The following is a 22,498-nucleotide window of genomic DNA, read 5'->3' as shown; positions in this document are numbered from 1 at the left end:
GTCCCAGTGTGGCCGATCACCCTCTCAGGTCGGCTACGCATCGTCGCCTTGGTGAGCCGTTACCTCACCAACTAGCTAATGCGCCGCAGGTCCATCTGTAAGTGACAGATTGCTCCGTCTTTCCCGAATCGGCCATGCGACCAATTCGCGTATCCGGTATTAGCATTCGTTTCCGAATGTTATCCCAGTCTTACAGGCAGGTTACCTACGTGTTACTCACCCGTCCGCCGCTAACTATCAGGAGTGCAAGCACTCCATCAAGTCCGCTCGACTTGCATGTATTAGGCACGCCGCCAGCGTTCGTCCTGAGCCAGGATCAAACTCTCCATAAAAGAAGTTTTCTTACTTGGCTAAGCCAATGAGAAAAGCTTCAAGGTGTTTGACTTGCTCAATTCGTTACTAGCTAAGATGTCTTCCAATTGGAATCCATCCGATTGTTGTTTGGATTTTGACGTGATCCATTTGTTCAGTTTTCAAAGAACTTGCGTCACGCACGTTCACCGTGACAAGATGTTATGTTACCAGCTTCCGTTCTTCGTGTCAAGCGTTTGTTTCACATTTTGTTGTGGCTCATTCGGCTGACGCGATGTCTCAGAAGCGACAAGAAATAATGTACCACATCGAAAAACAAAATACAACTTGTAGTTTCTTACAAATAGTATTGAAAGAAAAAAGCCAACCCGCTAGGGCTGGCTTCCTTCTTGTTATTCACCAAGCAAACGAAGCAGTTCCGCCTCATCATCAATAACAGTCACTCCCAGATCGCGCGCTTTGGTCAGCTTGCTGCCTGCGCTTTCTCCGGCTATAACGAAATCCGTTTTCTTTGAAACGCTGCCCGATATTTTTGCACCCTGGGCTTCCAGCTTCTTCGCCGCTTCATCACGGGACATCGTTGGCAAAGTTCCTGTAAGCACAACGGTCTTGCCGCTGAACACACTATCCGTACGCACTTCAGGCAGCTTCTCCGCCTCCGCTTTAATTCCTGCTGACCGCATCCGATTGATGCTATCGATAATAATCGGGTCATTAAAGAATCCAACTATACTATCGGCTACTATGCCTCCGATATCAGGCAGCGAGACCAGCTCCTCGGCGGTCGCCCCCATAACAGCATTCAGATCGCGATAATGATCGGCCAGCATTTTGGTAGTCGCTTTACCTGTATTGGGTATACCGAGCGCGAACAGGAACGCCGCGAGGTCGCGTCCTTTCGACTTCTCCAGCGCATCCAGAAGCTTCTGCGCCTTCTTCTCCCCGAAACGATCCAGCTTGATCAGATCTTCAAAGGTCAGCACGTAAAGATCCGCCGGATCCCTCACTTCGCAATCCGAATAAAGCTGCTCCGCCGTCATAACGCTGAACGATTCGATATCCATTGCATCTCTGGAAGCAAAATGCGTAATGCGCCCGATAATTTGCGGACGGCAGCCCAGCTTGTTGTTGCAGAACAAGTGCGCTCCCCGCTGCTCCAGTTCCATGCCGCATGAAGGACAGACGACAGGATAAACGATCTCCACACCCGGTTGATCGTCCGCTTTGCCCAAAATCTCCGGAATAACATCGTTCGAACGTCGGATCGTTACCAGCGTGCCAAGAGCATGCTTCAAGTTCTTCCGCTCAATATCACCGATATTGTTCAGCGTACAATTCTGAACCGTAACTCCCGCCAGGTCAACAGCTTCAACACGGGCTACCGGCGTGATTTTGCCTGTACGGCCAACCTCCCACGAGACAGACTCCAGCACGGTAGTCGTTTCTTCCGCTTCGAATTTGAACGCGACTGCCCAGCGCGGGAACTTATCCGTATAGCCAAGCGCTTCTCTCGTCCGCATATCGGTCAGCTTCACTACAGCCCCGTCAATCAGAAAGTCAAATGATTCTCTGCGCGCTGCAATCTGGACAAGCTCCGCAGCGACGTCTTCAATGGAATCGCAGTATTTCACATAAGGGTTCACCTTAAACCGGTTATTCTTCAGAAACTGCTGCATCTCCTGATGATCCGCAAAGGAAACGCCTTCGGCAAAACCAACATTATAAATAAAAGCATCCAGCTTCCGTTCTGCCGTCACAGCAGGATTCAGGTTGCGAAGCGCTCCTGCCGCTGCATTGCGCGCATTCTTGAGCGGCTCGGCCGCCGTCTCATTATATTTGGCAAGAACAGACAAGCCCATAATGCCTTCGCCCTGCACCTCAATAATGCCATCTGTGAATGGAATCGTGAGCGGAACGGAACGAATCGTACGCACTTGGGACAATATGCCTTCGCCAATGGTGCCGTTACCGCGTGTGGACGCCTGCACCAGCTCCCCGTTCTCATAAGTCAAATTCAGCGTTAGGCCGTCGAATTTCAATTCGATGACATAGCTAGGCTGAGGCAGCGGCTCCTTATCCGGATTTTTGGCGTTGTAATCCGCAACCGCACGAAGCATGCGCGCATTCCAGGCAAGCAGATCCTCTTGATCCTGCGCTTTGTCGAGGCTCCACAGACGCGCTCTATGGCGGTGGGGCTCAAAGCCCTTCAGCAGCTCCCCGCCAACGCGCAGCGTCGGAGACTCCGGCAGCGTCACGCCAAGCGAGCGCTCCAGCGCAACCAGCTCATCATAGAGCTTGTCGTAATCCGCGTCGTTCAGCTTCGGTTCGTCCAGCGTATAATAGTAATAATTGTGCTCCGTAATAAGAGCGACGAGCTCCTTCATCCGTTCCATGCCTGCGTTCACATGCAAGCCTCCTTCATCCATCGTCTTTCTCGATTATGTTCAACGCGGCTTGGCTTCATTCCTCTTGCCAGGCATATGCAAATTATAATTTTGTCAGCGGGGCAAAAGCAGCCAGCAGACGCTTGATGCCGACAGGTGCAGGAAAAGCGATCTGCAGCTCCATATCGTTGCCGGTTCCCTTCACCGACACGATGGTGCCCTCGCCCCACTTGCCATGCGCGACACGGTCGCCCGCCGCAAAATCAGACGACGCAGCTCCCGCAGCAGGCGCAGCCTTGCCGCTGCCTCCCCGCGCAGCATCCAATGAAGTTGTCACGCGAACTCCCGCTCCCGGCGTTCCCGGCGAACGTGTGCTGCCCGCTCCGAATCCAGGCGAGCGAGTCGTGCTGGAAGGCGACGGCGCACTCATTCCGACTCTGCCGCCGGAACGTGCGTACCCGCTGCCGCCAATGCTGGTTGACACGCCTTCCTTCACTTCATCCGGAATCTCCTCCAGGAAGCGCGAAGGCATATTCATGCCTGTACGGCCGAACAGCGTACGCATCCGGGCACATGTCAGGTACAGCTTTTCCTCGGCGCGTGTAATTCCTACATAGGCTAGCCGTCTCTCTTCTTCCAATTCTTCATTGTCGGTCAATGCACGGCTATGCGGGAATACTGATTCCTCCATGCCAATGATGAATACCATCGGAAACTCAAGACCTTTGGCGCTATGCATCGTCATCAGAATGACAGAATCGGCGGCCTTATCTGCCTCTTCTTCATCTTTGTTCATAGAGTCGATGTCCGCAATCAAAGCCAGGTCAGTCAGAAACGCGACAAGGGACTTGTCTTCATTGCGCTGCTCAAAGTCCATCGTCACCGACAGGAACTCGTCGATGTTCTCCACGCGAGCCTTGGATTCCAGCGTATTCTCGCGCTGAAGCTCAATTCGGTATTGAGAAAGCTCCAGCACCTTCTCCGTCAACTCGGTAACGGTCAAATAATCGACCATAGCCGTCAAGTTATAGATTAAGCCATAGAACTCGCCCAGCAGCGTACGCGTGCGGCCGTTCACATCCAAATCGCCCATATCCGCCAGCACCTGGTAGATCGACGTTCCCCGCCGAGCTGCCTCGTCAGCCAGCTTGCCGACTGTTGTATCGCCGATGCCCCGCTTCGGCACATTGATAATGCGCGTCAAGCTGATGTCATCGTCCGGATTGGAGATCAGCCGCAAATAGGCAAGCAGATCCTTAATCTCTTTCCTGTCGTAGAACTTAATGCCGCCTACGATTTGATATGGAATATCTGATTTGATCAAAATTTCCTCGATTACCCGCGACTGCGCATTGGTACGGTACAAGATGGCATGATCGGAGAAACGGCGTCCTTTATTCACATTTTTGCGGATTTCGCCGGTCACATAATAGCCCTCATCATGCTCGGAATCGGCTTGATACAAGGCAATCCGGTCGCCAGGCCCTTGATCTGTCCACAACTTCTTGGGCTTGCGTCCGGTATTCCGCTTAATGACGGCATTCGCCGCATCCAATATATTGGAGCTTGAACGATAGTTCTGCTCCAGCATAATAGAACGGGCTTCCGGATAATCGCTTTCGAAGTTCAAGATATTCGTAATATCCGCGCCGCGCCAGCGGTAGATCGATTGATCGCTATCGCCAACGACGCAAATGTTGTGATGCTTGTCCGCCAGCATGCGGCACAGCATGTATTGGGCGCGGTTCGTATCCTGATATTCGTCCACGTGAATATAACGGAACTTGTTCTGATAGAACTCCAGCACCTCAGGCATTTCTTTGAACAGCTGAATCGTCTTCATAATAAGATCGTCGAAGTCCAGCGAGTTGTTGCTCTTCAGACGCTTCTGATACATCGTATAGACCTTCGCTACGATGCCTTCGAAATAATCGCCAACCTTCTCCTCATAACGCTCAGGCGAGATCAGCTCGTTTTTGGCGCTGCTCAAAGAAGCTTGAACGGCTTTCGGCTCGATCTTCTTTGTATCGATATTCAAATCCTTCATACAGTTGCGAATAACAGACAATTGATCCGATGAGTCCAGAATTGAGAAATTGGAGGTGAAGCCGATGCGGTCGATATCCTTGCGCAGAATACGCACGCACATGGAGTGGAAGGTGGAAACCCAGATATCCCGGCCGGAAGGCCCGACAAGCGCACTGACCCGGTCCTGCATTTCTCTCGATGCTTTATTCGTAAATGTGATCGCCAGGATGCTCCACGGCGCTACCCGCTTCTTCTCGATTAAATAAGCAATGCGGTGCGTAAGCACGCGAGTCTTGCCGCTGCCCGCTCCCGCCATAATAAGCAAAGGACCGTCCGTGGTCTGCACGGCTTCGCGCTGCGGCGGATTAAGCTTCTGTACAGCTTCTTCGATCCCGATTTTATTGAACATATTGAACATGCTTCTAACTCCTTTGTTCGCCATTTGTTCGCCTTATTTCAGTTTAGACAAGGACCCCATGCGTGTCAATTTGTGCTTTCCGATTATCGCTGGAAATTCTGCATTTCTTATTTGCTGACAGCTGCCGGAGAGCATCTGTCCGTTGCGGGTTGTCCGAATGCCGCATCTACTAGTGGGAAAGGAGGTGATTGTATGGCTAGTTTGATTCTGCCTCGCTCGATTTCGGTTGCCGTCGACTATTCCATATTGAACTACTTCATGACGGCCCCTGTTGGCGGCATCGCGCTTGCTGCCAATACCGCGACGGATATTGGCCCTGCCGAGGAATCCTGGGTTGACGACACTGGCACTGCCATAACCCAATTCGCAGTTAACGTCAGCACCCCTCCTCCCGGAACGGAATATGCCTACCAGCTCATTGTAGACGGCCAGGTACAAGAGGAAGGGCTCGTAACTACGGTATCGGATACCGTGCTATCGATTACATCTGCGACAGCTGCCACCATTCCAGGGGAAGCCCGCATCGTCTTCACCATCTTCCAGGTTGTCACCACTTACTCTTAATCGCATCATGCAAAAAACCGAACACCTCCCGCAGCGCTTTGCTGCAAGGTGTTCGGTTCTTTATGGTCTAATGACAATGAATTGGGCAATAATGCGCGATTCAGCCGGCGGCGGCTGATCGGACAGAAAATGAAGCTCTCCCTGCGCCGTCCGGTACAATTCCGGCGCTTGCAGCATGCCGTCGACAAAAACATTCGCAAGCAGAATCTTTCCTTTACGCGGAATGCGGCTCGTATATCCCGGAATCGCATCTTCCTCGCGATACGTCCGCTTCACGCTGTCACCTTGCGCGTAATAATAATAGACGCGCAGCCTTCTGGATAGACGAAGCTTCCTCCGTTTTTTCCGGCATGTTCTCTTCCGGTCAGCAGCCCGCGGAAACGGTCTTCGCCGACACTTCGAAAGTCTGGCAACCACTGCGCTCATCTCTTCCCGTCCCTTCGCTTCCCTATTCATTATAGCCGGAAGAGACGAATCGGACCGCTGGCAAAGGTCTATTTATTGAGGCACGCGATCTGCTGCAAGAACTGTGGACAATGCGGCTTCCAGATTGGTGTAGATGATATTCCCTACAACAATCGTATCCGCCCACTCCGCCGCTTGACGCGCCTTTTCGGCACAATCAATGCCGCCGCCATAGAAGAGCCTTGCTCCCCCGCTTACGTTTCTGGCGCTGCGCAGCATCTCCATGTCCCCGAAGCGGCCGCTGTATTCGATATAGACGACGGGCAATCGCATAAGCTGGACCGCCATTCGGATATGGGCAATCAATTCATCGGCATCCAGATCGGTCTTGGCCCCGGTCAGCTTGGCAGCCGTAGCGCCATCATTCAGGATGATATATCCTTGCGCGGCCGTCTCCTCCCATGGGACGAACGTGCCGTATTCCTTCAAGCCCTCGATTTGCTTGCCGATAATCCATTCCGGGCGATCCGTATTCAGCACGATAGGAACGAAGTATCCGTCAAAACCCGGTACCGCTCCATCCATCGTAGATACCTCCAATGCACAGTCCAGCTCGTAGCGGCGTACGCGGGACATCAAGTCTACCGTATTCTCAAAGGTTACGCCGCTGGACCCGCCGATAATAATGGCATCTGTGCCGGACGTGCAGATTGCGTCGAGTGCCTCATCCGATATTGTCTTGTCGGGATCAAGCTTAAAGGCATGCCGCCACTTCCCAAACCATTCTTCCTTCATCTATCTGTACGCCTCGCTTCTTATCCAATCGGAAATAACGCTGTTCGTACCCCGCTCCAAACGGTGCGAGCCTGTACGGCAGCCGTATTCCTCTATGCTAAGTCAGGGCATGAAGTCTGTCAAACCTGCTTCTTCCTCTGAATGCGTTCGCGCAGAGACTCGATAAACTCCGCATCCGAGCCCCCAGGTTCTTGAATGCGTTCCATATAGGCCAGCGCTTCCGCAGGATCGCCATCCCCTTGCCCAATGCCCTGGTCTGCAAGGCGAGCCAACACACGGAGTGCATGGTCATTATCGCCTTCGCGCTTGTAGGCCTCAACCGCTTCTTCATACCGCGCGGCTATCACAAGACGATCTCCTTCGGACAGACCTTCTTCTGCCGTACGGAAAATCGGTGTAACTGCGTCTTCAAGCAGGAAGTATCCAGCAGAGCTCGACAGCTTGCGGTCATGCTCGTCGTAAGCGTCTACTGACCATGCGAACTCCCCGCCAGGGAACAGCATGCCAAGCAGCCCCGCCGTATTAAGCACCACTCCTTCACTCTGACTATAGCTCTTGCCATTCATATTATAGTTGCGGTTAAGCTCGCGGATGGAGAAGGCAGCTTGATCGCCTGTGTATCGTTCATCCGTAAGCCCAATTGTTGTTGCGCCTCTATACTTGCCGTCCCGATCACGATACATATAAGAGAGATTCAGCTTGTAATATGCGGCTCCTTCATAAGGCTTCCATTGCAGCGTCAGTTCATCTCCTTGAATAAGCTCATTGCGCCCCGGCGACACTGCTATGACTTGCGGCACAAATTGCATATTCTGCACCGCTGCCGACTTCCCGTCGATGAGGGCTGTCTTCGATTCGGATTCCGTCATATAGTAGCCGCTGATCTTCTCCATTGGCATCCCTACGGCTACATCGTACTCGCCGGGGTCTATATCGTAAAAACGATACCTCCCGTTCTCATCCGTAATCGTTGCCGGATAATGAGTGAGCGGCGGCGAATAGTAAGTTGAATCATCTGCACGCTGAACCATGACAAATGCATTCGGAACGGGCTTGTCGCCAATTCGAACTACTCCTTCCAATGAAGGCACTCCTTCCTGCTTATGTCTGGACTCCAGTATTGCGAGATATGCCGCCTGCTCCTCACGGGATATCCACCCTTCTCCTCCTAGCCGTTCAACCTCTTGCAGCAGGCTCTCCGAGCGGTCCCAGTTGCCCATCCAAAAATGCATCAAAGCCAGGTTATAGGCGACGCTGGACATCTGCTCCGTATGACCATACTGCGCAAGCAGCTCTTCCAGCTTATTGATGATTGCGGCTCGTTCCTCCCGATCAAGCTTCGTATTGCCGCTGCCGCCGGATGATGCGCCGCCGGATGATTGGATGAAAATATAGCCCGACTCCCCCATTCCCGTCTCGTGCGTAATATCCATCGCAAGCCGGTTAATCGCAGGTCTCGCGTAATCATGGCCAGGGAACCATTGCAGCAGCGCCTGGTAATAGCCTTGATGGTATAGGAATGACGGCAGCTCCCGGTAACCGAACCATCCCAGCAGCAGCAGCGCAGCGAGTATGCCAGCCAATGTTCTTACCTTTAGCCTCATTAACGTTTCTCCCCTTCCAATTGCGAGGCATAGAATACGCCTGCCGCCGACACGATAATCCGCTCCTGCCGCTCCGCGTCCTTGCTTGTATTTTTCGCTACTATATTCGTCTTCATAGAATGGGCTTGCTGCCAGCCGTATACGGGCGCGGCGATGATGAGCACCAGGATAGCCGCCATGACCGGCACTGGAATGCGGATTTCCCGATTCCACCAAGAAGGCTTAGGCGCAGACGCATGCCTCAAGACGGCCGTCTGCATCTCTTCGCTGAAGACCACCGGCTCCATCTCCCTGCGAAGCTGATCTCGGAGCTCCTTATCCTCCCCAGCTTGATTCATATTCCCAACCTCCTTCCTCCAATTGCTGCTTTAATTTTTTTCTCGCCCGATGCAGCTTGCTCTTCACCGTACCTTCCGACTCCTGCAAGATAGCTGCGATCTCTGCGGTCTGCATCTCATGAAAATAATAAAGTACGATCACTTCGCGATAGAGCAGTGGCAATTTCCCAATCTCCTCGCGTAGGCTCATCCGGTTCATCCAATCCGTCGTGCCAGGCTCCGCGCTGCCCGGCCATCCAGACCAACCGTCAGCCTCTTGATCCAAATCCATCCGTTCTCTAAAAAAAAGCCGCTGCCAGGACGCGCGCCGCATCCGGCTTCTGCACAAGTTGATCGCAATGCGAAGCAGCCAGCCCCTCAAGGCACCGTCTCCCCGGTATTGATCCGCCTTCCGGAAGGCGGTCAGGAAGGTCTCCTGGCTTACATCCTCAGCCAGGTAGCGATCCTTCAGCAGCAAGGCGGCCGTCCGGAGAACGTCGCTGCCATAGCGTTCCATCAGCCAAGCCAATGCGGCTTCCTCGCCTCTCTTCAATTGTTCGATCCGCTGACGTTCCTCTTCCACCCTGTCACCTGCCCCGTCGGCCCTGTCCATAGAACCCTTATGATATCAATCATTAATTAAGCTAAAAGAATGCTCTAATGTCTCTCTATTGTATACGATGCGGTTAAGCTGCCTTCAGGTTGCATCCAAATATAAAGCTTATGCGGATGTGCAAGGCTGCGCCAAATCTGTCCTTGCGAAAAACTAACTCACCCTGCGGGTGATTAAAAGTCACAAGTGTTCGATCTGATCCTGATCCTGCCTCCACCTGATCCTGATTCTGCCTCCTCCTGATCCCGCCTCTTCCTGTTCCCGCCTCCTAACGGAACTGAAAGACCCTATGCATCGATTATTTTACGTTTATCACGTCTAACGGAAGCAGGATGCCTTATTTGCATCATCCGGCCCGTATTTCGGTTCATTTAGGACAAATAAGGGCTCTCTGTTCCTTTACCGATTGAAAATGGTAGAAAAACCGGCAAATAGCGTCTCGTAGTTCCCTTACGAATTTCAAAAAACAACTTGCCTAATTTCCAAAACAACTTACCTAGCTTCAGGACGCGCAGTAGCCAACTTTAAGCAGGCTTTTGCAGTTAAGAGCTCTCCTTTCGACGTATTGGCATGGTTTCCCAAACAAAAAAAGAAGCCTTCCGCCACCGGAAGGCTTCCACATAATTTTATTTCACCAGTTGTCCGCGCGTTACGCCAAGCTGGTTCGTCGCTTTCAGGCTGCGCCATACTTGCGTTCCGCTAATCCGTCCGTCGAGCGCATCGCGGTAGAGCGACAATACCTCGCTTACCTTATCGGCCGTCTCCTCCAGGAACTCGACGCGGAAGTGCTTGACGCCAAGCTCGATGAAGTTGCGGAGATATTCCGCACCGGACTGTTCAATCGCGTTGTATACCGTATTACGGCAGCCTTCATCCACGCGTACCGGATGGGACATGCCGATGCGGTCCTGCAGCGAAGCGCGATGCTCTTCGCAAGGTCTGCCGCAGTTCGTAAAGTCTGTGCCTTCACTCATAAACGTGCAATAGACGCAATGCTCCGTATGGAACATCGGCAGATGCTGATGAATGACAACATCCAGCATGGAGGTATCCGAGCGTTCCAGCAAATCGACCATTTGCTGAATATTAAGGTCATACGAAGGCGTAATCAGATCAAGTCCCGCTTCGGCAAATAGTTTAACCGCTTTATGATTCGCCACATTAAGCGAGAAATCGCCGATCAGCTTAGGGAAGGGCTGATCCGGGTTCATCGCGCGTGCGCGCAAGTAATAATAGAGCGCGCCCGTATTGCGGATCAGCACCGCATCCGGCTGCAGCTTCAGAATATTGGCATGGTAGCCGTTCTCGCCCGGCATATGAATGCGCGGCGTGGCCAGCGCGATCGGTGTACCGGCTTTGCGCGCCGCTTCCACTGCAGCCGGGAATTGCTTAATGAACTCGAAGTCGGCGTAAATATACGACACGCCTGCGCGAATAGCCGCCTCTACTTGCTCCAGACTGCGGCACAGTGCCGTCAGCTGAGCATCCTTCCCGCTGCGGGAAGCGACAAGCGAAGCTTCGCTATTCAGATGCGCATCCGCAAAAGCGTCCACCTCATGCTTGATATATCTTGGCGGCTTCGGACGTTCACCCGCCAGCTGCTCCACCGCTTCGCGGCGGATGCGGTTCAGCTCGCGCACCGGCACGATCACATCGCCTTGAAGCGCTACTTCAAGCGCGTCCAGCTGATAGACCGTTCCGCCCAGACGCCCTAGCTGTTCTTCCAGCAGGGCCGCATCCATCGGACGCTTCTGCGCCACTTCAAGCGGCATCTCAGAGACGACTTCAATCGTCGTGCCTTTCTGCACATCCGTCCAAGCGGTGTGGAGCGGTTCGCCTGCGACACCCGTCACGCGCACATGCAGCGGGAATACCCGGTATGGCTTCTCCGTCTCGAACGTAGCTCTTAGACGTCTGTCGAGCGCAGGGTCGCTTGTCTTCCACACGCGGTCGCCGACATGCACTTTGCGCAGATCCACGTCATTGCGTCCCGGCACAATCTCGATCAATGCTCCTTCAGGCGCTTCGCCCTCCAGCTTCACGCCATGACGGCGCAAGTCGTAGATGCGGCCGCCCTCCTCCTTCTTCGTCGGATCGCCCGCATCGAAGACGATGCCGTCGCCGCGCTTGGTTGGCGCATCCAGACGGATGGTAACAGCGTCGCGCATTACGCGCTCGACCTTGCCGAGATAGACGCCGCGGCTCTTCGGGAATGTCCCTTCCACCAGCTGCTTGTTGTTCGTTCCATCCAGGAAGCCATGCGTGAAGCCGCGGGAGAAGCTTTGCTGCAGCTCGCGCACTTCTTCCTTCGACGGCTTCGATAGATCGCCGTCAAAATATTTGTCAATCGCAGCGCGATATTTGCTTACGACATTCGCTACATATTCAGGGCTTTTCAGCCTTCCTTCAATCTTAAAGGAGGTTACGCCCGCTTCAATCAGTTCCGGCACCAGATCAATCGCTGCCAGATCCTTCGGCGACAGCAGATAAGCGACATCGCCCATCGGCTTGTGCTCGCCGTCGACCATCAAGTCATACGGCAGCCGGCAGGCCTGCGCACATTCGCCGCGGTTGGCGGAGCGGCCGCCCCACATCTCCGAGGTCAAGCATTGGCCGGAATACGATACGCATAATGCGCCGTGCACGAACACTTCCATAGGAAGCTTCGCCTGCTCGCCGATTTTGCGAATTTGCTTCAGGTTATTCTCCCGTCCCAGGACAACGCGCTCCATATCGAATGGCTTCGTGAACTCCACCGCTTCCGGCGAAGTAATCGTCATCTGGGTAGAGCCATGAATTGGGAAGTCCGGCGACAGCTCGCGAATCAGCTTCACCAGCCCCAAATCCTGTACGATAACCGCATCAACGCCAGCATCGATACACATCTCAATCAGCTTCTGCGCATCGCGCAGCTCATCCTCGAACACGAGAATGTTAAAGGTCAAGAATCCCTTTACCCCATACGTATGAAGGAACGACATAATCTCGGGCAATTCTTCCGAACGGAAGTTGTTCGCCCGAGCTCTCGCATTAAACTTCTCCACGCCAAAAAATATCGCGTCCGCGCCATTGGCAACAGCCGCCCGCATACATTCCCAGTCGCCGGCAGGAGCCAGCAGCTCTATATCCGATCTTGTTATCATCTATTCGATTCCTCTCATCGCAAGATTAGCGTTACTTGCGCCAATTCTTTCATCTATCATTATAGCCATTTGCTCCTACTATTCTAACAAACAGCGCCTTTTGATTCCACAACACATTGCTGCCAGCTCAAAGCTCACATCACTTTTGCCCAGTTATTATGCTATTTTGCCAAATATGAAGTTGCACACATCCCATGCACAATGGGAAATGCTATACTATACCTGACTTTGAATTCAATCCATACCCATGGATTCGGGAGGTTAATCATTTATGAAATTAGGCGTATTTAGTGTACTGTTTTCAGGACGGACTTTGGATGATGCGCTCGATTATATCGCGTCCAAAGGACTTGAGGCTGTTGAAATCGGGACAGGCGGATATCCGGGCAACGCCCATTGCGACCCTGACACATTACTGGCTGACGCAGGCAAGCTGAAAGCGTTTAAACACGCGGTAGAATCGCGCGGACTGATGATCAGCGCACTGAGCTGCCACGGCAATCCGCTTCATCCGCAGAAGGACATCGCCAAGGAGCATGACGAGCTGATCCGCAAAACGATCGAGCTGGCGAACCGTCTTGAGGTTGAAGTCGTCAACACCTTCTCCGGCTGCCCTGGCGACCATGAGGATGCCAAATATCCGAACTGGCCAGTCGCTCCTTGGCCGAATGAATATCAGGAAATTTTGAAATGGCAATGGGAGCAAAAAGTTATTCCATATTGGTCTGAGATCGGTTCAATCGCTACAGATGCAGGTGTCAAAATTGGTCTTGAGCTCCACGGCGGCTTCTCGGTTCACAGCCCTGGAACATTGCTTCGCCTGCGCGAGGCTGCCGGCAATGCAATCGGCGCGAACCTTGATCCGAGCCATATGTGGTGGCAAGGCATTGATCCGGTACAGGCCGTTCAAATTCTAGGCCGCGAGAATGCGATCCATCACTTCCATGCCAAAGACACGACCATTGATCCAATCAACGTCAACCGTCATGGCATAACGGATATGCAATCGTATTCGCTCATGCTGGACCGCGCTTGGCAGTTCCGCACAGTAGGCTTCGGCCATGACCTGAAGGTATGGGCGGACATTATCAGCGCCCTTCGCCTCGTTGGCTACGACTATGTGGTCAGCATCGAGCATGAAGACGGCCTGATGTCCATCGACGAAGGCTTCACAAAAGCCGTACAAAACCTGCAGCAGGTGCTCATCCGCGAGCCGCTGGGCGACATGTGGTGGGTGTAAGCAAAGCTCTATATAGTTCAAACAAAAAGCACCGCCGGATTAATCCGGCGGTGCTTTCTGTTTCCTGTCATTAGCCAATGACGCGGTACAGACCGATCTTAAAGATCATCACATAGTCAATAAACAGGAACAATCCGAGCGCTACAGCCGTGAAGCCGATGGCGAACAAGTTTTTTCTTGGACGCGCCATCAGAAGTCGCACGAACCCGATCGCAATGATTACTGTAAAGGCAAGCATAAAGTAATCGAACGGTTCGAATCCTTTGACAGCTTCTACCGCTTCTTCCGCCAGAAACATAAGGGGACCTCCTTTAGTCACACGTAACCTAATATTAATCTATGTTAGCCTCTCTACGCTCCCGATGCAAGTCTGAATCAACTTTGTAACAAGTTTGTCACGATTTATTCACATATGTAGTTTTCCATGTCCTTACACTCAGAACATCACTTTTCCCGCTTTTTTAAATTGTCCATCTCTTCCTATAACTATTACCGAATTCGGGATGTTTTTCATGCGGCTTACTCTTTTTGCATATTTTCAACATTAATCGACAGTCCGATTTCATAAAATAAGCCATGAACAGAAAGGATATCCCTTCCTGTCCACAGCCCAATATTTAACTAAATGCAACCTTGGACTACGTTCAGTCACAAGTCTTGTGCGGCGAATATAACCTACTCAGCCGCCCCTGCGCCTACCCGTTCCTTATTGTTGTAACGCTGCTCGGTGCGAGTTCTGTCCCGATCCAGGATCGGCTTCAAATAACGGCCCGTATAAGACTGCTCTACCTTCACAACCTGTTCCGGCGTACCTGTCGCTACGATAGTGCCGCCGCCGTTGCCGCCTTCCGGACCAAGATCGATCAGATAGTCCGCTGTCTTGATGACATCCAGATTGTGCTCAATGACAAGCACGGATTCTCCGGAGTCGACCAGACGATGCAGTACTGTAAGCAAGCGGTCAATATCATCAACATGAAGGCCTGTTGTCGGCTCATCGAGAATATACAGCGTCTTGCCCGTGCTGCGGCGGTAGAGCTCTGCCGCCAGCTTAACGCGCTGCGCTTCGCCGCCTGATAGTGTTGTCGCTGGCTGGCCCAGCTTCATGTAGCCAAGACCTACATCCAGCAGCGTCTGAACCTTGCGATGAATACGCGGAATATTCTCGAAGAAGGAGCAGCCGTCTTCGATCGTCATCTCCAGAACCTCGGAGATATTCTTGCCTTTGTACTTCACTTCCAATGTCTCGCGGTTATAGCGTTTGCCTTTGCAAATCTCGCATGGCACGTATACGTCTGGCAGAAAGTGCATCTCGATCTTGATGATCCCGTCGCCGCGGCAAGCTTCGCAGCGGCCGCCCTTGACGTTGAAGCTGAAGCGGCCTTTCTTGTAGCCGCGAACCTTCGCTTCGTTCGTGCTGGCGTACAGATCGCGGATATCGTCGAACACGCCTGTATACGTCGCTGGATTAGAGCGCGGCGTACGTCCGATTGGAGACTGGTCAATATCGATGACCTTCTCCAGATTCTCGATGCCTCTGATCTCCTTGTATTGACCCGGACGCACCTTCGTCGCTTTGTTCAAGTCGCGCGCCAGTGTCTTATACAAAATCTCATTCACGAAGGTTGACTTGCCGGAGCCCGAGACGCCGGTTACAGCCGAGAATACGCCCAGCGGAATCTTCACGTTCACGTTGCGCAGGTTGTTCTCCTTCGCGCCCCGTACCTCGATCCATTTGTCGCCTGTAGCACGGCGCTTCAGAGGAACCTCGATGAACTTCCGCCCGCTCAGGTATTGGCCGGTTAGCGAATTGTCGTCCTCCATGATTTCCTTTGGCGTGCCTTGGGCGATAATCTGGCCGCCATGGATACCCGCTCCTGGTCCGATATCAATGATATAATCAGCCGCCATCATTGTATCTTCGTCATGCTCGACAACGATAAGCGTATTGCCCAGATTGCGCATATGCTCCAGCGTCTGAATCAAGCGGTCATTGTCACGCTGATGCAAGCCGATACTCGGCTCGTCGAGAATATACAGGACGCCCATCAGACTGGATCCGATCTGCGTAGCCAATCTGATCCGCTGCGCTTCTCCGCCGGACAAGGTGCCCGCTGCACGGCTCAGCGTCAAATATTCCAGGCCGACATTGACCAGGAAGCCTAGCCGGCTGTTGATTTCTTTCATAATCAGATGAGCAATAGTCTGCTCCTTCTCCGTAAGCGACAATCCGTCGAAGTAACGCTGCGCCTCTCCGATAGACAGCTCGGTTACATGAGCAATGTTCTGCGTGCCGATCGTAACCGCAAGCGTCTCCTTGCGCAGGCGCTGCCCCTTGCAGCCGCTGCACGGCTTCGCGCTCATATAATTCTCGATATGCTCGCGCATCATGTCAGAGGCTGTATCGCGGTAGCGGCGCTCCAGATTGTTCACAATACCCTCGAACGGAACGAACGCTTCCTTCCGATGGCCGAAGTCATTCTCATACAGGAAGCGGACGCGCTCTCCGCCCGTACCGTACAGCAGCTTCTTCATCTGATCCGCCGTCAGCTCTGACAGCGGCACATTCTGAGGAATGCCGTAATGCACGCATACCGCGCTCAGGAACTGCGGGTAGTAGTTCGATGTGCTGCCTGCCCATGCCAGGAAGGCCCCTTCTTCAATCGTCTTGCTGTTGTCCGGCACAAGAAGATCAGGGTCGACGATCATCTTGGCGCCAAGACCGTCACAGTCCGGACATGCGCCGTACGGGCTGTTGAAGGAGAACATGCGCGGCGCCAGCTCTTCGATGCTGAACCCGCACTCCGGACAAGCCAGGTTGGAGCTGAACAGCAGCTCCTCCTTCTCCATTACGTCTACAAGCACACGGCCATCCGCCAGCTTAAGCGCGGTCTCCAGCGAGTCGGCCAAGCGCGCATGGATGTCGGGCTTCACGACGATCCGGTCTACCACGACTTCGATCGTATGCTTCTTGTTCTTCTCCAGCTCGATCTTCTCGCTTAGCTCGCGCAGCTCGCCGTTCACACGCACGCGCACAAAGCCTTGCTTCTGCACATCCGCCAGCAGCTTCGCATGCTCACCTTTGCGGCCTGATACAAGCGGCGCCATGATCTGCAGCTTGGTACGCTCCGGATACTCCATAATCCGGTCGACCATCTGCTGAACGGTCTGCGATGTAATCTCCACGCCATGCTCCGGACAGTGGGGGCGTCCGATACGGGCAAACAAGAGACGCAGATAGTCATATATCTCCGTTACCGTACCTACTGTGGAACGCGGGTTGCGGCTTGTCGTCTTCTGGTCGATCGATATAGCGGGAGACAGCCCGTCGATGGAATCGACATCAGGCTTCTCCATCTGCCCCAGGAACTGGCGGGCATACGCGCTTAACGATTCCACATAGCGGCGTTGACCTTCCGCATAGATCGTATCGAAAGCAAGCGAGGATTTGCCCGAGCCGCTTAGCCCGGTCAATACCACAAATTTGTCGCGGGGAATCGTTACGTCTATATTTTTCAAATTATGGGCGCGCGCGCCCTTTACTACGATTTTGTCACTTGCCACTGGTTTCTCCTCCTACTATCCCATCTCGGCGCGAAGCTCAAGCAGCGCGTCACGAAGCTCGGCTGCTCGCTCGAACTGCAGGCTCTTGGCCGCTTCCTTCATCTCGCTCTCCAGACGCTCGATCAGCGACTGGCGGTCTTTCTTCGACATTTTGTCCGTGCCCGCTCCAGCCAGATAATCGGCCTTCTGCTCGGCAACCTTGGTCGCTTCGATCACATCGTGAACCCGCTTGCGAATCGTCTGCGGCTGGATGCCATGCGCTTCATTGAAGGCAATCTGGATCGCGCGGCGGCGCTCCGTCTCCTTAATGGCGCGGTCCATGGAATCCGTCATCTTGTCAGCGTACATAATAACCCGGCCTTCGCTGTTGCGCGCCGCCCGTCCGATCGTCTGGATCAGCGATCTGTCGGAGCGCAGGAAGCCTTCCTTGTCGGCGTCCAGAATCGTGACAAGCGATACTTCCGGAAGATCGAGCCCCTCGCGAAGCAGGTTAATGCCCACCAGCACATGGAAGACGCCCAGACGCAAGTCGCGCAGAATCGCCAGCCGCTCCAGCGTCTTGATATCCGAGTGCAAATAACGGACCTTGATGCCGACTTCCTTCAGATAGTCGGTAAGGTCTTCCGCCATCTTCTTCGTGAGCGTCGTCACCAGGACGCGCTCGTCCTTCGCAATCCGGTCCCGAATCTCCTCCAGCAGATTATCGATCTGGCCCTTCGTCGGACGCACCTCGATAATCGGATCCAGCAAGCCTGTCGGCCGAATAATCTGCTCCGTCATCGTCGGGCAATGCTCCAGCTCATAAGGCCCCGGCGTCGCGGATACGTAAATCAGCTGATTCGTCTTGCCTTCGAACTCCTCGAACCGCAGCGGACGGTTATCCATCGCGGACGGCAGACGGAAGCCGTGATTCACCAGCATCTCCTTGCGCGCCCGGTCTCCATTGAACATCGCGCGAATCTGCGGCAGCGAGACGTGGGACTCGTCAATCACGACCAGCATATCATCAGGGAAGTAATCAAGCAGCGTATAGGGCGTTGCTCCGCGCTCCCTGAATGTGAGCGGTCCCGAATAGTTCTCGATGCCGGAGCAGAAGCCCATCTCCGCCATCATCTCCAGATCGTACCTGGTCCGCTGCTCCAGCCGCTGAGCTTCGAGCAGCTTGCCCGCTTCGCGAAGCTCGGCCAGCCGCTCCTCCAGCTCGCGCTCAATATTGACGAGGGCCAGCTTCATGGTCTCTTCCTGCGTGACGAAGTGAGAGGCCGGGAAGATGGCGATATGCTCGCGTTCCCCTATAATCTCGCCTGTCAGCACATCAATCTCGGAGATCCGCTCGATCTCGTCGCCGAACAGCTCCACGCGAAGAGCACGCTCATTGTTGGCAACAGGGAAAATTTCAATGATATCCCCTCTTACCCGGAATGTCCCCCGCGTGAAGCTGATATCGTTTCTTGCATATTGAATATCGACAAGCTTGTGCAGAATCTGGTCACGGGACTTCTCCATGCCGACGCGAAGCGACAGCACAAGGCTGCCATACTCCGTCGGCGAACCGAGGCCGTAAATACAAGATACACTGGCTACGATAATGACATCTCTCCGGTCGAACAGAGCACTCGTAGCGGAGTGGCGCAGCTTGTCGATTTCATCATTGATGCTGGAATCCTTCTCGATGAAGGTGTCGGTGGATGGGATGTAGGCTTCTGGCTGGTAGTAGTCGTAGTAGCTGACGAAATATTCAACAGCATTGTCGGGGAAAAAGGTTTTGAACTCGCTGCAGAGCTGCGCGGCCAGCGTCTTGTTATGCGCAATGACGAGCGTCGGCCTGTTCAGCTCCTCGATGACATTGGCAATCGTATACGTCTTGCCAGTGCCTGTCGCGCCAAGCAGCGTCTGATGCCGCTTGCCTTCCTTAATGCCCTTCACCAGCTCCTGGATCGCCTTCGGCTGGTCGCCTTGAGGCTTATACTCGGACTTGATCTCAAATAATCGGTCGCTCATCGCCTTCTCCGTCACTCCTTGTCCTCCTGACCTTCTCTATCTATCAGTATAGTCAAATGCCCTCTGCTAAAATCAGGCACGACACTTCATAAGAATATGTGTTCCCATTTATTATAGCTCTTACCTTTTATTCGCGCAACGCAATCCTTGCGTTTTTCTTGCCAGCCTTGCTGGCAGTTGCCGGAAATAGCAACAGAGCCGCCCGTACACTCACGAACAGCTCTGTTATGTCATTTATCTGCTTACATATTATTGTCGCGCGCCTCTCCCGTCCCTCTGCGGTTCGCCGCCCGCATGCCGCGGACAAGGCCAATCAAGGAAGCAGGCCCGCTCGCCGCATAATAATTGGCCTGCTCATCGGGAGCGAGAATAACCCCCAGCTGATGATGCTCTCCGGCGAATCTCGCACGCTGAGCGAACTTCAGCTCGCCCTCTATATTGTAGACCTCCAGCTTACAGAAAGCAGAGTTGATCGCAAGCGCGCTGTACAGCTCTTCCTTTGTGAAGACGCGCGTGCCGTTGACCTTGTGCAAAATCTCGCCTGCGGCAAGGCCCATCGCTTCCGCCGGCGTTCCAGGCACAATCCCGAGAATGCGCAGTCCGCGCGCGTCATGCACATACAGCGGCGTCCGCTTCGACTCCGCAAGCTTGCTGCGCCAGACGATCGCCTCATGCAGCAGGATGGAGACCAGCGCTGCAAGCGGCAGCAGGACCGGCTGCCACCAAGCCGCAATCGCCGCACCGGCAAGCAGCAGGCTGTAGATCAAAAGCCCCCCGGCGGCGTGTTTCGCCTTGGCCTGAGGCAGCATCGTCTTCGTCATCTCCGTAAAGCCGATAATCATCGGCAGCGCAACGAACGTCCAGCCCTGCGACCAGTCCGCGCCGAAGAGCGGAGTCCATGGCAAGCTGGTTGTTGAGACTCCGCCTGTCGCGGAATCAGCTGCCGGCACTAGCAGGAAGAGCGGAACAGGCCAGAAGCCTTGCAGCATATAACCGCCGACCAGCTTGCCCCGCTTGCCTTCAAGGAATAGCGGCGTCGAGAGCCGATCGCCCTGCAGCCTGACCAGAATGGCTTCCGCAAGATGCAGCAGCGCTACAAGCAGCAGCAGCCCGGCCGCATCGACACGAGCCAGCGAAAGTGCCATGCTGCCGAGCCAATCGGAACGTTCCGCGAGCGGCGTGAAGGATACTCCCCACTGTGCAAGAATAATGATGCCTGCGCTATACGCGAAGCATAGATACCGGATGCGAATCAGCATCAGGATCGCCGCTACAGCCCAGAGCCATAGCACAGCAGTTGGCGTCAGCGTCGAGCCGATGAAAGCACCGGCGACCGAGACTGCAAGCCCCGCCAGCAGTCCGGTCAGCATCGCCTTGGCGGTCAGATTAATCCAGCTGTGAAGCTTGACGGCGAACAGCTGCCGCTCCATCCTCATCTGTCTGCTGTATTGCAATGCGATAAAGAGTACCGCGATATAATAAAAAGGTTGTATCAGCAGCTGCAAAGCGGATTCCGCAAGCAATTGCAGCATAGCCAGCACCGTTTCCAAGCGAACACTCCCCATCCCTGCGATTTCCAATGAAAAAGGCTGGCTTCGACTACGCGAAGCCAACCTTATATTCATTCGACGCGGGCTATCCTATTTCCTGCTGACAGCTTTTACCGCTTCCAGAAGCTGTGTATCATTTTCTTTATTCTGAATCCACTTCACAACGGCTTGCTCCAGCACAGCCGCGGTCTTCGCGTCGATCTCGCCGGTAGACGGCAGCTGATGCTGAGTCTGGAACTTTTTCACCGCATCCACGGTTTCTTCGTCGAAGTAGCCATCCTCCCGGGAAGGCTCAAAGCCAAGTCCATGCAGCATAATCTGCGCGCTGCGGACCTGCTCGCTCAAGGTGTCAGCCTTCAGCGGCTTATTCACGTTCATTCGGGCTACCGTGTACATATCCGGCGGCTCGACGAGCTGATTCGGCGTAATGCCCTTCTGATGGATCCAGTTGCCGCTTGGCGTCAGCCACTTGGCAACCGTCATCTTCAGCAGGCTTCCGTCGCCAAGCGCCTTGTTGTAGCTGACCTGAACCGTCCCCTTGCCGAAGGATTGCTCGCCAATAACCGTTGCCCCGGCCGCTTCCTGCAATGCGCCGGCCAGAATCTCCGAAGCGCTTGCGCTACCTTTGTTCGTAAGAACGGCAATCGGATATCCCTTCTGCGAGCCGCCCTTCGCCAGCGTCTTCTCCCGCTTTCCGTCACGGTACTCGACCTGTACGACGGTAGAGCCTTCCTTCATCATAAGCTGCGAGATTTCGACGACAATGGGAAGAACGCCGCCTGGATTGTTGCGCACATCCAGAACGAGGCCTTTCAGCCCCTCTCCCTCCAGCTTCTCCAGCTCTTCCTTGAACCGCTTGGCGGTGTTGAGCGAGAACTGGCGAATCTCGATGACGCCTATGCCGTCCGGTCTTAAGGTGCTGTAGACGGTCTCCACATCAATATCATCGCGAACCAGCACAAGCTGAATCGGCTCCGAGAATCCGGTGCGCTGCACGGCAATTTTAGCTTTTGTTCCTTTTGGGCCGCGGATCTTGGCGACTGCTTCCTGCAGGCTAAGGCCGTTCAGGCTGACGCCATTGACCGAGATCAGCACGTCCTTGGCCAGCAGGCCGGAACGCTCGGCAGGCGAGCCCTTGATTGGAGATACGACAATAATCTTTCCATCCTCAGTCGTTACCTCTGCGCCTATTCCCGTGAAAGAACCTTCAATCGACTCCGAGAAATGCTGGGCGACTTCCTTCTCCATATAGACGGAATAAGGATCATCCAGCGCCTTCATCATTCCGCTAACGGCACCATCCAGCAATTCCTCGCGCTCGACATCCTCATAATATTTGGTCTCAATCAGCTCCAGCACAGCATTCAGCTTGGCAAGCTCGTCCGCATTCAGCCGGTAGCTTCCCGGCTCATCAGCCGCGGCGGCGGCCGCTACAGCAGATGATGCCCGATGATCCCCATGCTGCCATTGATCGGCAAGCGTCATCGTCACCAGTACGGAGGCGATCACCGCCACCATGACAAATGCAAAAACCGTACGTCCCTTGAAATGCACCTCGGT

The 22,498-nt window shown here is 54.0% G+C and carries 15 protein-coding genes and 1 rRNA gene; 2 read left to right on the top strand and 14 right to left on the bottom strand.

Going from position 1 to position 22,498, the window contains the following annotated elements:
- The 3 genes from D3P09_RS26160 to pcrA form a co-directional block, all read right to left on the bottom strand.
- Window positions 1-332: ribosomal RNA gene (locus tag D3P09_RS26160) — 16S ribosomal RNA — on the bottom strand; the annotation flags it as partial.
- A gap of 372 nt (window positions 333-704) precedes the next feature.
- Complete coding sequence (gene ligA / locus D3P09_RS26155) at window positions 705-2,705, bottom strand: NAD-dependent DNA ligase LigA (protein WP_120114394.1); 2,001 nt, start codon at window positions 2,703-2,705, stop codon at window positions 705-707.
- A 94-nt stretch (window positions 2,706-2,799) separates the two neighbouring features.
- On the bottom strand, window positions 2,800-5,133 hold the full coding sequence (pcrA, locus tag D3P09_RS26150; protein ID WP_120114393.1) for a DNA helicase PcrA: 2,334 nt from the start codon (window positions 5,131-5,133) through the stop codon (window positions 2,800-2,802).
- 201 nt (window positions 5,134-5,334) lie between these two features.
- Between pcrA and D3P09_RS26145 the strand changes: the two genes are divergently transcribed.
- On the top strand, window positions 5,335-5,706 hold the full coding sequence (locus D3P09_RS26145; RefSeq protein WP_120114376.1) for a hypothetical protein: 372 nt from the start codon (window positions 5,335-5,337) through the stop codon (window positions 5,704-5,706).
- Window positions 5,707-5,766: 60 nt separating this feature from the next.
- Here the strand turns inward: D3P09_RS26145 and D3P09_RS27455 are convergent, their stop codons facing one another.
- The 6 genes from D3P09_RS27455 to D3P09_RS26115 all read right to left on the bottom strand — a co-directional run bounded on the left by D3P09_RS27455 (window position 5,767) and on the right by D3P09_RS26115 (window position 12,583).
- Window positions 5,767-6,132, bottom strand: a complete 366-nt coding sequence (locus D3P09_RS27455) for a DUF4183 domain-containing protein (RefSeq protein WP_133305064.1) — start codon at window positions 6,130-6,132, stop codon at window positions 5,767-5,769.
- 72 nt (window positions 6,133-6,204) lie between these two features.
- On the bottom strand, window positions 6,205-6,906 hold the full coding sequence (gene pcrB / locus D3P09_RS26135; RefSeq protein WP_120114374.1) for a heptaprenylglyceryl phosphate synthase: 702 nt from the start codon (window positions 6,904-6,906) through the stop codon (window positions 6,205-6,207).
- A gap of 119 nt (window positions 6,907-7,025) precedes the next feature.
- Window positions 7,026-8,510, bottom strand: a complete 1,485-nt coding sequence (locus D3P09_RS26130) for a carboxypeptidase-like regulatory domain-containing protein (RefSeq protein ID WP_120114373.1) — start codon at window positions 8,508-8,510, stop codon at window positions 7,026-7,028.
- Window positions 8,510-8,848: a hypothetical protein gene (locus D3P09_RS26125; protein WP_120114372.1), complete on the bottom strand. Its 339-nt coding sequence runs from the start codon at window positions 8,846-8,848 to the stop codon at window positions 8,510-8,512. Before D3P09_RS26125 ends, D3P09_RS26130 begins: the two co-directional genes overlap by 1 nt.
- Window positions 8,826-9,410 carry an RNA polymerase sigma factor gene (locus D3P09_RS26120; RefSeq protein ID WP_165867590.1) on the bottom strand — a complete coding sequence of 195 codons (585 nt, stop codon included), beginning with the start codon at window positions 9,408-9,410 and terminating at the stop codon, window positions 8,826-8,828. The genes D3P09_RS26125 and D3P09_RS26120 overlap by 23 nt, the downstream gene beginning before the upstream one ends.
- A gap of 656 nt (window positions 9,411-10,066) precedes the next feature.
- A complete protein-coding gene (locus tag D3P09_RS26115) occupies window positions 10,067-12,583 on the bottom strand; it encodes a U32 family peptidase (protein WP_120114370.1) in 2,517 nt (838 codons plus the stop codon).
- 271 nt (window positions 12,584-12,854) lie between these two features.
- On the opposite strand from D3P09_RS26115, the gene D3P09_RS26110 reads away from it, so the two are divergent.
- Window positions 12,855-13,823, top strand: coding sequence for a sugar phosphate isomerase/epimerase family protein (locus D3P09_RS26110; protein ID WP_120114369.1), 969 nt, complete (start codon window positions 12,855-12,857; stop codon window positions 13,821-13,823).
- A gap of 70 nt (window positions 13,824-13,893) precedes the next feature.
- Here the strand turns inward: D3P09_RS26110 and D3P09_RS26105 are convergent, their stop codons facing one another.
- From D3P09_RS26105 to D3P09_RS26085, 5 genes are all read right to left on the bottom strand, one after another.
- Window positions 13,894-14,121, bottom strand: coding sequence for a hypothetical protein (locus tag D3P09_RS26105; RefSeq protein WP_120114368.1), 228 nt, complete (start codon window positions 14,119-14,121; stop codon window positions 13,894-13,896).
- A gap of 377 nt (window positions 14,122-14,498) precedes the next feature.
- Window positions 14,499-17,387: an excinuclease ABC subunit UvrA gene (gene uvrA / locus D3P09_RS26100; protein WP_120114367.1), complete on the bottom strand. Its 2,889-nt coding sequence runs from the start codon at window positions 17,385-17,387 to the stop codon at window positions 14,499-14,501.
- A gap of 15 nt (window positions 17,388-17,402) precedes the next feature.
- Window positions 17,403-19,388, bottom strand: coding sequence for an excinuclease ABC subunit UvrB (gene uvrB / locus D3P09_RS26095; protein ID WP_133305065.1), 1,986 nt, complete (start codon window positions 19,386-19,388; stop codon window positions 17,403-17,405).
- A 242-nt stretch (window positions 19,389-19,630) separates the two neighbouring features.
- On the bottom strand, window positions 19,631-20,929 hold the full coding sequence (locus D3P09_RS26090) for a PDZ domain-containing protein (protein WP_243644528.1): 1,299 nt from the start codon (window positions 20,927-20,929) through the stop codon (window positions 19,631-19,633).
- Window positions 20,930-21,028: 99 nt separating this feature from the next.
- Window positions 21,029-22,492, bottom strand: a complete 1,464-nt coding sequence (locus D3P09_RS26085) for a S41 family peptidase (RefSeq protein WP_341538307.1) — start codon at window positions 22,490-22,492, stop codon at window positions 21,029-21,031.
- Between the last annotated feature and the right edge of the window lie 6 nt (window positions 22,493-22,498).

Source organism: Paenibacillus pinisoli (genome assembly GCF_003605435.1).
GTDB classification, from domain to species: domain Bacteria; phylum Bacillota; class Bacilli; order Paenibacillales; family Paenibacillaceae; genus Pristimantibacillus; species Pristimantibacillus pinisoli.
Note: the sequence above shows the minus strand (reverse complement) of the source record. Positions and strands in the feature narration are given on the sequence as shown.